General features: G+C 55.3%; 15 protein-coding genes. 4 read left to right on the forward strand and 11 right to left on the reverse strand.

Annotation, left to right across the window (positions count from 1 at the left end; translation table 11 throughout):
• Window positions 1–38: 38 nt before the first annotated feature.
• A complete protein-coding gene (mutS, locus tag AAHF05_RS17930) occupies window positions 39–2,606 on the forward strand; it encodes a DNA mismatch repair protein MutS (RefSeq protein WP_129323765.1) in 2,568 nt (855 codons plus the stop codon).
• A gap of 81 nt (window positions 2,607–2,687) precedes the next feature.
• Here mutS and AAHF05_RS17935 read toward each other — a convergent pair whose 3' ends face one another.
• The 3 genes from AAHF05_RS17935 to AAHF05_RS17945 are packed head-to-tail and all read right to left on the reverse strand — an operon-like array spanning window position 2,688 to window position 4,939.
• Window positions 2,688–2,909, reverse strand: a complete 222-nt coding sequence (locus AAHF05_RS17935) for a non-oxidative hydroxyarylic acid decarboxylases subunit D (RefSeq protein WP_028016852.1) — start codon at window positions 2,907–2,909, stop codon at window positions 2,688–2,690.
• Between the two features lie 10 nt (window positions 2,910–2,919).
• A complete protein-coding gene (locus AAHF05_RS17940) occupies window positions 2,920–4,347 on the reverse strand; it encodes a non-oxidative hydroxyarylic acid decarboxylases subunit C (protein ID WP_023308982.1) in 1,428 nt (475 codons plus the stop codon).
• Complete coding sequence (locus tag AAHF05_RS17945; RefSeq protein WP_049007386.1) at window positions 4,337–4,939, reverse strand: non-oxidative hydroxyarylic acid decarboxylases subunit B; 603 nt, start codon at window positions 4,937–4,939, stop codon at window positions 4,337–4,339. The genes AAHF05_RS17940 and AAHF05_RS17945 overlap by 11 nt, the downstream gene beginning before the upstream one ends.
• A gap of 172 nt (window positions 4,940–5,111) precedes the next feature.
• Here AAHF05_RS17945 and AAHF05_RS17950 point away from each other — a divergent pair, with 172 nt between their 5' ends.
• Window positions 5,112–5,519, forward strand: coding sequence for a MarR family winged helix-turn-helix transcriptional regulator (locus AAHF05_RS17950; RefSeq protein WP_049007385.1), 408 nt, complete (start codon window positions 5,112–5,114; stop codon window positions 5,517–5,519).
• Here AAHF05_RS17950 and AAHF05_RS17955 read toward each other — a convergent pair.
• On the reverse strand, window positions 5,516–6,403 hold the full coding sequence (locus tag AAHF05_RS17955; RefSeq protein ID WP_129323631.1) for a LysR family transcriptional regulator: 888 nt from the start codon (window positions 6,401–6,403) through the stop codon (window positions 5,516–5,518). The two genes, AAHF05_RS17950 and AAHF05_RS17955, sit on opposite strands and share 4 nt — an antisense overlap.
• A gap of 108 nt (window positions 6,404–6,511) precedes the next feature.
• Here AAHF05_RS17955 and AAHF05_RS17960 point away from each other — a divergent pair, with 108 nt between their 5' ends.
• Window positions 6,512–7,720, forward strand: coding sequence for an MFS transporter (locus tag AAHF05_RS17960; RefSeq protein ID WP_129323632.1), 1,209 nt, complete (start codon window positions 6,512–6,514; stop codon window positions 7,718–7,720).
• Window positions 7,717–8,094, forward strand: coding sequence for a DUF4440 domain-containing protein (locus AAHF05_RS17965; protein ID WP_129323633.1), 378 nt, complete (start codon window positions 7,717–7,719; stop codon window positions 8,092–8,094). Before AAHF05_RS17960 ends, AAHF05_RS17965 begins: the two co-directional genes overlap by 4 nt.
• 19 nt (window positions 8,095–8,113) lie before the next feature.
• Here AAHF05_RS17965 and rpoS read toward each other — a convergent pair whose 3' ends face one another.
• The 7 genes from rpoS to ispD form a co-directional block, all read right to left on the reverse strand.
• Window positions 8,114–9,106 carry an RNA polymerase sigma factor RpoS gene (gene rpoS, locus AAHF05_RS17970; RefSeq protein WP_008499600.1) on the reverse strand — a complete coding sequence of 331 codons (993 nt, stop codon included), beginning with the start codon at window positions 9,104–9,106 and terminating at the stop codon, window positions 8,114–8,116.
• Window positions 9,107–9,165: 59 nt separating this feature from the next.
• Complete coding sequence (gene nlpD, locus AAHF05_RS17975) at window positions 9,166–10,290, reverse strand: murein hydrolase activator NlpD (RefSeq protein WP_028016859.1); 1,125 nt, start codon at window positions 10,288–10,290, stop codon at window positions 9,166–9,168.
• A 116-nt stretch (window positions 10,291–10,406) separates the two neighbouring features.
• Window positions 10,407–11,033 carry a protein-L-isoaspartate(D-aspartate) O-methyltransferase gene (locus AAHF05_RS17980; protein ID WP_023333224.1) on the reverse strand — a complete coding sequence of 209 codons (627 nt, stop codon included), beginning with the start codon at window positions 11,031–11,033 and terminating at the stop codon, window positions 10,407–10,409.
• Window positions 11,027–11,788: a 5'/3'-nucleotidase SurE gene (surE, locus tag AAHF05_RS17985; RefSeq protein ID WP_028016860.1), complete on the reverse strand. Its 762-nt coding sequence runs from the start codon at window positions 11,786–11,788 to the stop codon at window positions 11,027–11,029. The genes AAHF05_RS17980 and surE overlap by 7 nt, the downstream gene beginning before the upstream one ends.
• On the reverse strand, window positions 11,769–12,818 hold the full coding sequence (truD, locus tag AAHF05_RS17990; RefSeq protein WP_108091039.1) for a tRNA pseudouridine(13) synthase TruD: 1,050 nt from the start codon (window positions 12,816–12,818) through the stop codon (window positions 11,769–11,771). Before truD ends, surE begins: the two co-directional genes overlap by 20 nt.
• Entirely contained in the window at window positions 12,815–13,294 is a 480-nt protein-coding gene (gene ispF / locus AAHF05_RS17995) for a 2-C-methyl-D-erythritol 2,4-cyclodiphosphate synthase (RefSeq protein WP_028016862.1), read from the reverse strand. Before ispF ends, truD begins: the two co-directional genes overlap by 4 nt.
• Entirely contained in the window at window positions 13,294–14,004 is a 711-nt protein-coding gene (gene ispD / locus AAHF05_RS18000; RefSeq protein ID WP_108091040.1) for a 2-C-methyl-D-erythritol 4-phosphate cytidylyltransferase, read from the reverse strand. Before ispD ends, ispF begins: the two co-directional genes overlap by 1 nt.
• Between the last annotated feature and the right edge of the window lie 4 nt (window positions 14,005–14,008).

The raw sequence follows: 14,008 nt of genomic DNA on the forward strand, positions 1-14,008 counted from the left end.
TGAGCACTTGAAAGAATTAAAAAATGAGTAAAATCAATATGAATGAAGACATTGATAAGGACTTCTCTAGCCATACCCCAATGATGCAGCAGTATCTGAAGCTGAAGGCACAGCATCCGGAAATCCTGCTGTTTTACCGCATGGGCGATTTTTACGAGCTGTTTTATGACGATGCTAAGCGTGCATCGCAGTTGCTCGACATCTCGCTGACCAAACGTGGTGCATCGGCGGGTGAACCCATTCCTATGGCAGGTATCCCGCATCACGCGGTAGAAAACTACCTGGCCAAACTGGTGAATCAGGGCGAGTCCGTCGCTATCTGCGAACAGATAGGCGACCCGGCGACCTCGAAAGGTCCGGTTGAGCGCAAAGTTGTGCGCATCGTCACGCCAGGTACCATCAGTGATGAAGCCCTGCTGCAGGAGCGTCAGGATAACCTGCTGGCGGCACTCTGGCAGGACAGCAAAGGGTTTGGCTACGCGACGCTCGACATCAGCTCCGGACGTTTTCGTCTGAGTGAACCGGCTGACCGTGAAACGATGGCTGCCGAATTGCAGCGCACCAACCCGGCAGAATTACTCTATGCCGAGGATTTCGCCGAAATGGCGCTTATCGAAGGCCGTCGTGGATTGCGCCGCCGTCCGCTTTGGGAGTTCGAAATTGATACCGCGCGTCAGCAACTGAATCTCCAGTTTGGCACCCGCGATCTGATTGGCTTTGGCGTCGAAAACGCCCCGCGCGGACTGTGCGCAGCAGGTTGTCTTCTGCAGTACGTGAAAGACACCCAGCGCACCGCCCTGCCGCATATCCGCTCTATCACGATGGAGCGCCAGCAGGACAGCATCATCATGGATGCCGCTACGCGCCGTAACCTGGAGATCACCCAGAACCTGGCGGGTGGCGTCGAGAATACGCTCGCCTCGGTCCTCGACAGTACGGTGACGCCGATGGGCAGCCGTATGCTTAAACGTTGGCTGCATATGCCGATTCGGGATACCGATACGCTGGTTTGCCGTCAGCAGACGATTGCTGCGTTGCAGGATCGTTATACCGAGCTGCAGCCGGTCCTGCGCCAGGTAGGCGATCTGGAACGTATCCTGGCCCGTCTGGCTCTGCGGACAGCGCGCCCACGCGATCTTGCGCGGATGCGTCATGCTTTTCAGCAGCTGCCGGAACTGCGTACTCAGTTAAGCGACGTAGACAGCGGCCCCGTTCAGAAACTCCGCGAAACCATGGGCGAATTTACCGAGCTTCGCGAACTGCTGGAGCGCGCTATTATCGATGCGCCTCCGGTTCTGGTGCGTGATGGTGGCGTGATTGCCCCAGGCTACAACGAGGAGCTGGACGAATGGCGCGCGCTGGCCGACGGCGCAACAGACTACCTTGATAAGCTGGAAATCCGCGAGCGCGAGCGACTTGGGCTCGACACCCTGAAAGTGGGCTATAACGCGGTACACGGTTACTATATTCAGATCAGCCGCGGGCAGAGCCACCTGGCACCGATTCACTACGTGCGTCGTCAGACGTTGAAAAATGCTGAACGCTACATTATTCCTGAGCTGAAAGAGTACGAGGACAAAGTTCTCACCTCGAAAGGCAAAGCGCTGGCTCTGGAAAAACAGCTGTATGACGAGCTGTTTGACATGCTGATGCCGCACCTGGCCGACCTGCAACTGAGCGCCAGCGCGCTGGCGGAACTGGACGTGCTGGTGAATCTGGCGGAACGTGCTGAAACACTGAACTATACCTGCCCGACCTTTACCGACAAACCCGGCATTCGCATTACCGAAGGTCGTCACCCGGTGGTAGAGCAGGTGCTGAACGAACCGTTCATCGCTAACCCCCTGAACCTGTCACCGCAGAGAAGGATGCTGATCATTACCGGCCCGAACATGGGCGGTAAGAGTACCTACATGCGCCAGACAGCGCTGATCGCGCTGCTCGCTTACATCGGCAGCTACGTCCCGGCGCAAAACGTGGAGATTGGCCCCATCGACCGCATCTTTACCCGCGTGGGCGCAGCGGACGATCTGGCTAGCGGCCGCTCAACCTTCATGGTTGAAATGACCGAAACGGCTAACATTCTGCATAACGCGACGGAACACAGCCTGGTGCTGATGGACGAAGTCGGACGCGGAACATCAACCTATGATGGTCTGTCACTGGCATGGGCCTGTGCTGAAAGTCTGGCGAATAAGATCAAGGCAATGACCCTGTTCGCAACCCACTATTTCGAGCTGACACAGTTGCCGGAGAAAATGGAAGGGGTTGCTAATGTCCACCTTGATGCGCTGGAACACGGCGACACTATCGCCTTTATGCACACGGTGCAGGATGGCGCGGCGAGCAAGAGCTATGGCCTGGCCGTCGCAGCGCTGGCGGGTGTTCCTAAAGAGGTGATTAAACGCGCGCGTCAGAAACTGCGTGAGCTGGAAAGCCTCTCACCGAATGCGGCTGCAACGCAGATTGATGGCACACAGATGTCGCTGTTAGCACCAGCGGAAGAGACGTCGCCAGCAGTAGAAGCCCTGGAAAACCTCGACCCGGATTCCCTGACGCCACGTCAGGCGCTGGAGTGGATTTATCGGTTGAAGAGTTTAGTGTAGTTTTTTGCCGGGTGGCGGCTTCGCCTTACCCGGCCTACACAACCCGTAAGCCCGGTAAGCGCAGCGCCACCGGGCTTTTTTTTACAGCAACGGCGGAATGGTCGGCACCTGTGGTGCCTCGTCAATATCCTTCTGCGTCATGCGAAATGCTTCCGGATAGTGATCCCGGCTGGTACGGCGCAGCGGTTCAGTATCACGCCAGGTATACAGGCAATGCTGGCACTGATACACAGTCCAGACCCCTTTCACGGGAGATGTCGCCATTACTTCAATGTGTTCATCGGCACAACGTGGACAAATCATCTTTTCCTCCTTATTGACGTGCAGCCAGCATCGCGGTCAGTTTTTCCGCCCAGGCTTTAGTTTCGGGTAAATCCTGTACCGGCTGGCTGTAGTGGCCACGGGTGTCCGGTGCAACTGGCGTCGTAGCATCAATAATCAGCTTGTCGGTAATACCCGCCGGGCTCGAACCAGGGTCAAGTTCAAGCACTGACATGTTCGGCAACTGCACCAGATCACCTGCCGGGTTCACTTTCGATGACAGCGCCCACATAACCTGTGGCAGGTTGAACGGATCGACATCCTCATCCACCATAATGACCATTTTCACGTAGCCCAGACCGTGCGGCGTGGTCATGGCACGTAAACCAACCGCACGAGCAAAACCGCCGTAGCGTTTTTTAGTAGAGATAATCGCCAGCAGACCGTGGGTGTACATCGCATTCACCGCCTGCACTTCCGGGAATTCCGCTTTTAGCTGCTGGTAGAGCGGCACGCAGGTGGCTGGCCCCATCAGATAGTCAATCTCGGTCCACGGCATGCCGAGGTAGAGGGATTCGAAAATCGGTTTGGTGCGGTATGAAACTTTATCAATACGCACCACTGTCATGTTACGGCCACCGGAATAGTGGCCAGTAAACTCACCAAACGGCCCTTCTATCTCACGCTTGCGGCCTTCGATCACCCCTTCGAGGATCACTTCTGACCCCCACGGCACGTCGAAACCGGTCAGCGGTGCGGTAGCAATGGGATACGGGCTTTCACGCAGCGCGCCAGCCATCTCATACTCAGACTGATCGTATTTAAGCGGTGTAGCGCCCATGAGCGTGATGATTGGATCGTTGCCAAGCGTTATCGCAATCGGCAGATCTTCCCCGCGCTCTTCCGCTTTGTGCAGATGCAGAGCAATGTCGTGCATCGGTACCGGCTGCAGGCCGAGCTTGCGCTTGCCCTTCACTTCCATGCGGTAAATACCGACGTTTTGCTTGCCAAAATGATCGGGGTCCAGCGGATCGCGCGAGACAACGCAGGCTTTATCAAGATAAAAACCACCGTCACCATCATTCAGGCGAAACAGCGGCAGGATATCGAACAGGTTAATGTCTTCACCGTCCACCGTATTCTGCGCCCAGGCCGGGTTAGCGCGGCGCTCCGGTGTGACGGGGAATTTATCCCAGCGGCGGATAAACTCGTCGATCTGTTTTTTGACCGGGGTGTTCGCAGGCAGCCCCATCGAAATGGCGTGATTCTGCCAGGAGCCAATCGTATTCATCACGACACGGGCATCGGTAAACCCGCGAATGTTGTCGAACCACAGCGCGGGGGCACCGTCGCCAATACGTCCCGTTGCGTTGGCTGCCGCAGCCAGATCCGGCTCGGCGTTTACCTCTTCCTCAATTTTCAGCAGTTGCCCTTGCTCATCGAGCGCCTGCAGGAAGCTTCTCAAATCATCAAATGCCATCTTTATTCTCCTGTGAAAAATGTTTCGCCTCCTGCAACCCGTTCCAGCGGCGTGCCTTTTTATGCTCCAGACCAAACTGGTCAAGCACGCGGGTCACAATATGCTGGGTAATGTCATCGGCGGTTTGCGGGTGGTTGTAATACGCAGGCATGGGCGGCACCATCGCCACGCCCATGCGGGAAAGCGCAAGCATATTCTCCAGATGAACGGTGCTGAGCGGCGTTTCACGGGGAACCAGCACCAGCTTACGCCCCTCTTTCAGCACCACATCCGCCGCGCGTCCCACCAGCCCTTCGGCGTAGCCTGCGCGGATCCCCGCCAGCGTTTTCATGCTGCAGGGAATGACGATCATGCCGTCGGTGCGAAATGAGCCTGATGAGATGGTGGCGGCCTGGTCAGCCGGACTGTGGACAACGTCAGCCAAAGCAGCAACGTCCTGCGCGGTGTAAGGCGTTTCCAGCTCAATGGTGGTTTTTGCCCACTTCGACATAACCAGGTGGGTCTCCACCTCCGGAATCTCCCGCAAGGCCTGGAGTAGCGCCACGCCCAGCGGAGCGCCTGTCGCCCCTGTCATTCCCACGATCAATCTCATTCAGCACCTCAATTGCTTTGTTCGTACACGAACATTAAAACTAAACTACTCCCGAACCATTTTCCTGACAAGATCGTTCGCACACGATCACACGAATCGCTAAAAAATGCCGCGTTAAAATCCGGAGCAATAGCGGCTATCATAGTGGGAGATTTTTTCCGTCGGAGTGTTCATGGAACTAAGACAAGAGGCGTTCCACCTGTTACGTCAGCTTTTTCAACAGCATACCGCGCAGTGGCAGCACGCATTGCCGGAACTGACCAAGCCGCAGTATGCGGTCATGCGCTCAATTGCCGAGCATCCTGGCATTGAACAGGTGGCATTGACCGAAGTCGCGGTTAGCACAAAAGCGACGCTGGCAGAAATGCTAAGCCGCATGGAGGCGCGCGGGCTGGTCAAACGTGAACTCGATCCTGCGGATAAGCGCCGCCGGTTTGTCTTCCTGACGCCAGAAGGAGAAGCCCTGCTTGCAGGCTGTAAACCGGTTGGCAATGAGGTGGATGAGGCGTTTTTAGGACGTCTAAACAAGGCCGAGCGGGAGCAGTTCTCTGCGCTCATCAAAAAGATGATGCACGATTAATTCACGCTGGTGCGCATAAAATCGATAAAGCTACGCACTTTTGCGGGTACATGCCGGGCATCAGGATAAACCGCGTAGATGCCCTGCTTCGCAAAGGTGTATCCCGGTAAAACCGACACCAGATTTCGCGCATCCAGTGCCTCACGCACCAGCCATTCCGGTAGTAACGCCACACCACTTCCTGCAAGTGCAAAGGCCATTAGCGCCTGCGCACTGTCCGCAAACAAACGCGGTGCTTTTTTAATCTCCAGCGTCTCTGATGCCCCGCTGGCATCTTTTACCTGCCAGTGCAACGGCGAGGTCAGACGCTCGTGAACGAGCCAGTCAGCTTGTGCCAGATGTTCCAGCGATTCAATTGGATTTTTCGCCAGCCACTCGGGCGTCGCGACGGGCAGGATGGAGAAGTGCGAGATCGCAGCTGCGTGATAGCGCGAGTCGGCGAGCGTCCCCAGCCGGATGGCGACATCAAAGCGCTCTGAAATTAGGTCGGCATGCAGCGACGACGAAACATGTCTTACGCGAAGATCAGGATGCTGTTGGCTAAACCTGGCCAGCAAGGGAACCACGACTCGTGAGCCATACTCCGGTGTTGTCGTGATCCGCAATTCCCCCGTGAGCCCGCCATGATTCGCGCGTACATCGTCCTGCAATTGCTCTGCATCTTTCAGAAGCGCGACGCTGCGTTGATGGAAAAGCACGCCTGCCTCGGTTAAGGTCAGACGTCGGGTGGAACGCAGCAACAGGGTGACGCCCAGTTCAGCTTCGAGCTGGCGGATATTGAAGCTAACCACAGCTTTTGTCAGCCCCATCGCGTCGGCCGCCGCAGTGAAACTGCCGGTATCCGCTACCGCTACAAACATTGCCGTCCGCTGTAAATTAATCATCGTCACTCTTTTTACTGTCAAAATGTATTTGACAGTATATCTCGCTTTGTCGCATTTATCCGTACCTCCCGGGCCGCTACGATACGCCACCTCACGGGAGGAACCGCCATGACGTATCGCAGTAAAGTCGCCGTTGTTTATCTGCTGGGCTTTTTTCTTGATTTGATCAACATGTTTATTGCCAGTGTCGCCTTTCCGGCAATAGCGCACACGTTTAACGCTACGCCTTCAGCACTTGCCTGGGTCAGTAACGGGTATATTGCCGGGTTGACGCTGGTGATCCCCTTTAGCACCGTGCTGACACGCCGCATCGGGCCAAAGCGCGTCATCCTGCTCTCGCTTTTACTGTTCAGCGCAACCTCTGTTGCCGCAGGCTTGTCTTCCTCACTGGGAAGCCTGATTGCCTGGCGAGTACTGCAGGGAGTGGGAGGAGGCTTATTGATCCCCGTCGGACAAGCACTGACCTGGCAACAGTATAATCCCCACGAGCGTGCCAGACTTTCTTCAGCGGTCATGCTGGTGGCGTTGCTTGCTCCCGCTTGCTCGCCTGCAATCGGGGGAGTTCTGGTGCAGATGCTAAGCTGGCGGTGGATATTTTTTGCCACCCTTCCCGTTGCGGTGGTGACGTTTATGTTGGCCTCCCTGTGGCTGAAACACGAAATGCCACCGATGAAAGCGACCAGGCTGTTAAATCTGCCTTTGCTGATGAATCCACTTCTGCGTTTTTCCATGCTGGTCTATTTATGTGTACCCGGCATGTTTATTGGGGTGAACGTAACGGGTATGTTTTATCTTCAGAACGAAGCGAACATGACGCCTGCCGAAACGGGAATGCTCATGCTGCCATGGTCTCTGGCATCATTCATGGCGATCACAGCGACGGGCCGCTACTTTAACCGCATCGGTCCTCGGCCACTTATTGTCACGGGTTGCCTGCTTCAGGCGCTGGGCATTTTGCTGTTGCTCAACGTCAACTCAGCCACAACAGCGCTGTTACCCACCGTTGCGTTTGTATTGATGGGAGCAGGAGGCAGTCTTTGCAGCAGCACGGCTCAGAGTAGTGCTTTTTTGACGACGCGCCGGGAAGAGATGCCGGATGCCAGCGCCCTGTGGAATCTTAATCGCCAGTTGAGCTTTTTTGCCGGAGCCCTGCTACTGGCACAGATGCTGAACCTGGCCCAGATATATCTGACACCTCTCGCCGCGTGGCACGGGATGTTTATTTTTGCCGCAGGCATCACCTTATTGCCTGTACTGTATGCTTTTCGTCTTAACAATAAGCAGGTGCTAACACAACTGCGACAGGAGAATTCATGACGCTTTTCGAACAAGAGATTATCGACCTCCACATTGCGCTCGAAAGCTGGTTAGGTAATGGCGAAGGTGATATTGACGCCCTGCTCGCCCGTTTCCGGCCTGATTTTTTGATGGTCCCGCCTCGGGGGACCCATATCAACTATGACGGTCTTGTCAGCTTTCTGGAAAAACAGCGCGGAAGCCGTCCCGGACTGAAGATCGTCATCGATGAATTAACAACTCGACAGACATGGAGCCACGGAGCGCTGCTTCACTACCGGGAGACGCAAACTCGTCCCGATCACCCGGTCAACGTGCGCTGGTCAACCGCCCTGCTTAATCTGGAAGGGGATTTGATCACGTGGCGTTTGCTGCACGAAACAGCACAGCCGTAGAAAAAAAGAAAAAGGTTGCTTATTCGCGGAACAGCGCTTCGATATTCAGACCTTGCCCCTGCAGGATTTCACGCAGGCGGCGCAGACCTTCAACCTGAATCTGACGAACACGTTCACGGGTCAGGCCAATTTCGCGGCCGACGTCTTCCAGTGTTGCAGCTTCATACCCCAGTAAACCGAAACGACGCGCCAGCACTTCACGCTGTTTGGCGTTCAGTTCGAACAGCCATTTGACGATGCTCTGTTTCATGTCATCGTCCTGCGTGGTGTCTTCCGGGCCGTTGTCTTTTTCATCGGCCAGGATATCCAGCAGCGCTTTTTCGGAGTCGCCACCCAGCGGGGTGTCAACAGAGGTAATGCGCTCGTTGAGACGCAGCATACGGCTTACGTCATCAACCGGTTTGTCGAGTTGTTCGGCAATTTCTTCTGCGCTTGGCTCGTGGTCCAGTTTATGGGACAACTCGCGCGCGGTACGCAGATAAACGTTCAACTCTTTGACGATGTGAATCGGCAGGCGGATCGTACGGGTCTGGTTCATAATAGCCCGTTCGATGGTCTGACGAATCCACCAGGTCGCGTAGGTTGAGAAACGGAACCCGCGTTCCGGGTCAAACTTCTCAACTGCGCGGATGAGGCCTAAGTTGCCCTCTTCAATCAGATCCAGCAGAGCCAGACCACGATTGCCGTAACGGCGAGCAATTTTCACGACCAGTCGCAAGTTACTTTCAATCATGCGACGACGCGAGGCAACATCACCACGCAAAGCACGACGTGCGAAATAGACTTCTTCTTCGGCCGTTAACAGTGGGGAGTAACCAATCTCCCCAAGGTAAAGCTGAGTCGCGTCCAGTACACGCTGTGTGGCACCCTGCGATAACAGCTCTTCTTCAGCCAAATCGTTATCACTGGGTTCCTCTTCTACTAAGGCTTTTTCGTCAAAAGCCTCTACTCCGTTCTCATCAAATTCCGCGTCTTCATTTAAATCATGAACTTTCAGCGTATTCTGACTCATAAGGTGGCTCCTACCCGTGATCCCTGAACGAGACACCCTGGCTGGCATGCCCCGTCAAATTATCGCTGCGGCAAGTACTGCAGCGGGTTTACGGATTTCCCCTTGTAACGAATTTCAAAATGCAAGCGTGTAGAACTGGTTCCGGTGCTACCCATAGTAGCGATTTTTTGCCCCGCCTTAACTTCTTGTTGTTCCCGGACCAGCATTGTGTCGTTATGGGCGTAGGCACTCAGGTAATCATCGTTATGTTTGATGATAATAAGATTACCGTAACCGCGCAGAGCGTTACCGGCATATACAACACGTCCATCTGCGGTCGCGATGATAGCCTGTCCCTTACTCCCTGCGATATCGATCCCTTTATTTCCACCTTCGGAGGAAGAGAAGTTTTCGATAACCTTGCCGTCAGTTGGCCAGCGCCATGTAGAAATTGGCGAACTGGACGTCATACTGCTGGCAGTCGGTTCAGTAGAGCTAACCACAGGTGCCGTCACGGGTGCTGTGACAACAGTCGCAGTCCCTTTATTATTCGGCAACATTTTGTTAGCAGTCTGATCACCTGAATCCTCAGAATACGTAATTACAGGTTGTGAAGCAACCACTGTGGTGGATTTTTGTGCAGGCTTAACGCTGTTATTTTGTGCAGTCACATCGGCCGCAGAAACGGTGTTACCTGGCGTAAGTGGCTTGCCTGTGGCGTTGCCAACCTGAAGCGTTTGGCCCACTTCCAGTCCATACGGCGCCTGAACGTTGTTACGCTGGGCGAGGTCACGGAAATCGTTCCCGGTAATCCACGCAATATAGAACAGCGTATCCCCGCGTTTCACGGTATAGGTACTGCCGCCGGTATAGCTGCCTTTAGGAATGTTCCCATACTGACGGTTATAAACTATGCGGCCATTTTGGGTCTGGACAGGTTGTTCAACTGGCTGAACCTGCATTGGCTGTGTAACAGGATGTTGCACAGGCTGAATTTGTGGTGTTTGCTGCGGCGCAGCAGTACCCATTTTAGGTGGCGGCGTGATCAACATTCCGCTGGACGTGCTACCGGAGCCGCTGTTTCCGCCGACGGAACTGACGGGCGCAGGCGCGTTGTTAGAACTTGTACAGCCTGCCAGCCAAAGCGAAACCAGTGATAATGCCGCAACACGGCTGATGGTGAATTTAGGGCTTCCCGCGCTCATTTATCCCCCAGGAATGTGTTAACTACCAGTGACTTAAAATTTACCGTGAAGGCACGACTCTTTCGCGCCACACCATACGCTGAATTTGCCTTAATAACCCTGGATAATTCCGAGTCTCAGGCCAACTCCCCCTTTACCAGAGGCACAAAACGCACGGCTTCCACGGTGTCGATAATAAACTCGCCGCCACGTCGACGAACGCGCTTCAAAAGCTGCTGCTCGTCCCCGACAGGCAAAACAAGAATGCCCCCCTCATCCAGCTGCGACAACAGGGCTGCAGGAATTTCAGGCGGGGCCGCCGTCACGATGATAGCGTCAAACGGGGCGCGAGCCTTCCAACCCTGCCATCCATCACCGTGTCGTGTCGAAACATTATGTAAATCAAGTTGTTTCAGGCGACGACGCGCCTGCCACTGCAAACCTTTAATACGCTCAACGGAGCACACATGATGAACCAGATGCGCCAGGATGGCGGTCTGATACCCCGATCCGGTGCCAATTTCCAGTACACGGGAGTCGGGAGTCAGCTCCAGAAGCTCCGTCATGCGCGCCACCATGTAGGGCTGCGAAATCGTCTGGCCCTGCCCAATAGGCAGCGCCACGTTTTCCCACGCTTTGTGTTCAAACGCCTCGTCTACAAATTTCTCACGCGGAACCTGAGCGAGCGCTTCAAGCACGTGCTCGTCGCGGATCCCCTGCGCGCGTAGTTGTTCCAGAAGAGTTTGTACACGTTTGTTTACCATTGCGCGTTCACTCCTGCGCGATCCAGCCAGCCCGACACCACATCATGCGCGCTATACGCGGTTAAATCTACGTGCAGCGGTGTAACCGAAACATAGCCTTCATCCACGGCGGCAAAGTCGGTATCAGGACCCGCATCGCACTTATCGCCGGGAGGACCGATCCAGTAAAGCGTATTCCCACGTGGATCCTGCTGCGGGATCACCTGATCGGCCGGGTGCCGGCTTCCGCATCGCGTGACGCGAATGCCTTTAATTTCATTCAGAGGGAGATCCGGCACGTTGATATTGAGGATGCGCCCGGTACGCAGCGGCTCACGGCTGAGCGCGCGCAGGATCGAGCAGGTCACCACGGCTGCGGTGTCGTAATGCGTGTGACCGTTTAACGAGACCGCCAGGGCAGGGAACCCCAGATGTCGTCCTTCCATTGCGGCTGCCACGGTACCGGAGTAAATCACGTCATCGCCGAGATTTGGGCCGGCGTTAATACCCGAGACGACGATATCCGGGCGCGGTCGCATTAACGCGTTCACGCCCAGAAATACGCAGTCTGTCGGCGTGCCCATCTGCACGGCAATATCGCCATTTTCAAAGGTAAAAGTGCGAAGCGACGACTCCAGCGTCAGTGAGTTAGACGCTCCACTGCGGTTACGATCGGGGGCCACGACCTGCACATCCGCAAATTCGCGAAGGTGTTTCGCCAGGGTCTGAATGCCCGGCGCGTGGATCCCGTCATCGTTACTCAGCAATATTCGCATAATCACCCGATGTGTTGATAAGTTCCCTGACAACACTGGTGGCAAAGCTACCTGCCGGCAGCCAGAAGCGTAACTCGACGGTTACGTCATCCCACCAGTTCCAGCTTAACTGCTGCGGATAGAGCAGCATCGCGCGGCGTGCTGCTTCGACTTTTTCCCGCACCAGCAATGATTGTAATTCTTGTGCATTCGCAACGGCAGACTGCTCCGCAGCCAGCGCATCGCCCTGCGTCCCCCACTCGCCCGTACCGGGCAACGCGGCGGTAATCATCAGCGTTTTGGCATCCACGCGCGACTGAACATCGGCCATTTCTTCGGCCGTTGCCACAAACCAGCTTCCGCGTCCCGCTAATTGTAGCGCATCGCCAACAACAACTTGATTCGCGTCCGGTTTTTTCAGCCTTTCGCTCACAATCTGATTAAACAACGCACTACGCGCCGCAGACAACCAAAAACTGCGTTTATTCCTGTCACGGACGGGTGCATCACTTTGTGCCCAGCGCAGCGCGCCCTGCAGGTTGCTGCCGCCAATACCAAAGCGCTGAGCGCCAAAGTAGTTAGGCACGCCATGGGCGTTGATAGCAGCCAAACGCTTCTCGACGTCATCGCGGTTTGTGATTTCGCGTAGCACCAGCGTAAAATCATTACCTTTCAAGGCGCCCAGACGCAATTTGCGTTTATGGCGGGCGTACTCCAGCACCTTACAGCCTTCAAGCTCAAATTTGCTTAAATCAGGCATCGTATTGCCGGGAACGCGTGCGCATAGCCACTGTTCAGTGACGGCGTGTTTATCTTTCTGTCCGGCAAAACTCACTTCACGAGCATGAATTTTGAGGAATTTTGCCAGCGCATCGGCCACAAAGCGGGTATTGCAGCCATTTTTCAGAATGCGCACCAGGATATGTTCGCCTTCGCCATCGGGAGCGAACCCCAGATCCTCGACTACGAGGAAGTCTTCGGGGCTGGCTTTCAGCACCCCGTTCCCCTGCGGTTTACCGTGGAGGTATGTCAGATTGTCGAAGTCTGTCATGCGTTCGCCTTCATCAGCAACGCCACGGCTTCACAGGCAATCCCTTCGCCGCGGCCGGTAAAGCCCAGTTTCTCCGTGGTGGTTGCTTTGACATTGACGTCATCCATATGGCAACCCAGATCTTCAGCAATAAACACGCGCATCTGAGGAATGTGCGGCAACATTTTTGGTGCCTGAGCGATGATCGTCACATCGACGTTGCCCAGGGTGTAACCTTTGGCCTGAATACGACGCCAGGCTTCACGCAGCAACGCACGGCTATCCGCACCTTTGAAGGCCGGATCCGTGTCAGGAAAAAGCTTGCCAATATCACCCAGCGCAGCAGCACCGAGTAATGCATCGGTTAAAGCATGTAATGCCACGTCGCCATCAGAATGCGCCAGCAACCCTTTTTCATAAGGAATACGTACGCCGCCAATGATAATTGGGCCTTCTCCGCCAAAGGCGTGTACATCAAAACCGTGTCCAATTCGCATTATGCCTTCTCCTGATGGGTCGAACGGGTAAGATAAAATTCCGCGAGCTGTAAATCTTCAGGGCGCGTCACTTTTATATTATCAGCGCGTCCTTCAACAAGCTCAGGGTGAAAACCGCAATACTCAATCGCTGAGGCTTCGTCCGTAATGGTCGCACCTTCTTTAAGCGCACGCGTTAAGCAGTCATGGAGTAATTCGCGGGGGAAAAATTGTGGCGTCAGCGCGTGCCATAAATCGACGCGATCAACGGTGTGAGCGATAGCCCGTTTACCCGGCTCAGCGCGTTTCATGGTGTCACGCACCGGCGCGGCGAGAATCCCGCCAACCTTGCTTGTTTCGCTCAGGGCCAGCAGGCGCGCGAGATCGTCCTGATGCAGGCATGGACGCGCGGCATCATGCACCAGCACCCACCGGGCATCCCCGGCGGCCCGAATGCCCGCCAGCACGGAATCGGCGCGCTCGGCACCGCCATCGACAACGGTAATCTGCGGATGATTTGCCAGCGGTAACTGCGCGAAGCGCGCATCGCCCGGGCTGATAGCGATGATCACACGCTTCACACGTGGATGCGCCAGCAGCGCCGCCACAGCATGTTCGAGGATCGTTTTATCGCCAATTGAGAGGTATTGCTTGGGACATTCTGTCTGCATGCGCCGGCCAAAACCTGCGGCCGGCACCACGGCGCATACGTCCGAAAAAGTTACTGCCATGTCG

The sequence above is a fragment of the Enterobacter adelaidei genome (genome assembly GCF_041937165.1).
GTDB classification, from domain to species: Bacteria; Pseudomonadota; Gammaproteobacteria; order Enterobacterales; family Enterobacteriaceae; genus Enterobacter; species Enterobacter adelaidei.

Coding starts and splice junctions, on each gene's coding strand:
- AAHF05_RS17935 (WP_028016852.1), bottom strand. CDS start 2,909: ATGATTTGTCCACGTTGTGCCGATGAACACATTGAAGTAATGGCGACA.
- AAHF05_RS17965 (WP_129323633.1), top strand. CDS start 7,717: ATGACGCTTTTCGAACAAGAGATTATCGACCTCCACATTGCGCTCGAA.
- AAHF05_RS17955 (WP_129323631.1), bottom strand. CDS start 6,403: ATGATTAATTTACAGCGGACGGCAATGTTTGTAGCGGTAGCGGATACC.
- ispF (WP_028016862.1), bottom strand. CDS start 13,294: ATGCGAATTGGACACGGTTTTGATGTACACGCCTTTGGCGGAGAAGGC.
- AAHF05_RS17940 (WP_023308982.1), bottom strand. CDS start 4,347: ATGGCATTTGATGATTTGAGAAGCTTCCTGCAGGCGCTCGATGAGCAA.
- nlpD (WP_028016859.1), bottom strand. CDS start 10,290: ATGAGCGCGGGAAGCCCTAAATTCACCATCAGCCGTGTTGCGGCATTA.
- mutS (WP_129323765.1), top strand. CDS start 39: ATGAATGAAGACATTGATAAGGACTTCTCTAGCCATACCCCAATGATG.
- ispD (WP_108091040.1), bottom strand. CDS start 14,004: ATGGCAGTAACTTTTTCGGACGTATGCGCCGTGGTGCCGGCCGCAGGT.
- truD (WP_108091039.1), bottom strand. CDS start 12,818: ATGACAGACTTCGACAATCTGACATACCTCCACGGTAAACCGCAGGGG.
- surE (WP_028016860.1), bottom strand. CDS start 11,788: ATGCGAATATTGCTGAGTAACGATGACGGGATCCACGCGCCGGGCATT.
- AAHF05_RS17945 (WP_049007386.1), bottom strand. CDS start 4,939: ATGAGATTGATCGTGGGAATGACAGGGGCGACAGGCGCTCCGCTGGGC.
- AAHF05_RS17980 (WP_023333224.1), bottom strand. CDS start 11,033: ATGGTAAACAAACGTGTACAAACTCTTCTGGAACAACTACGCGCGCAG.
- AAHF05_RS17960 (WP_129323632.1), top strand. CDS start 6,512: ATGACGTATCGCAGTAAAGTCGCCGTTGTTTATCTGCTGGGCTTTTTT.
- AAHF05_RS17950 (WP_049007385.1), top strand. CDS start 5,112: ATGGAACTAAGACAAGAGGCGTTCCACCTGTTACGTCAGCTTTTTCAA.
- rpoS (WP_008499600.1), bottom strand. CDS start 9,106: ATGAGTCAGAATACGCTGAAAGTTCATGATTTAAATGAAGACGCGGAA.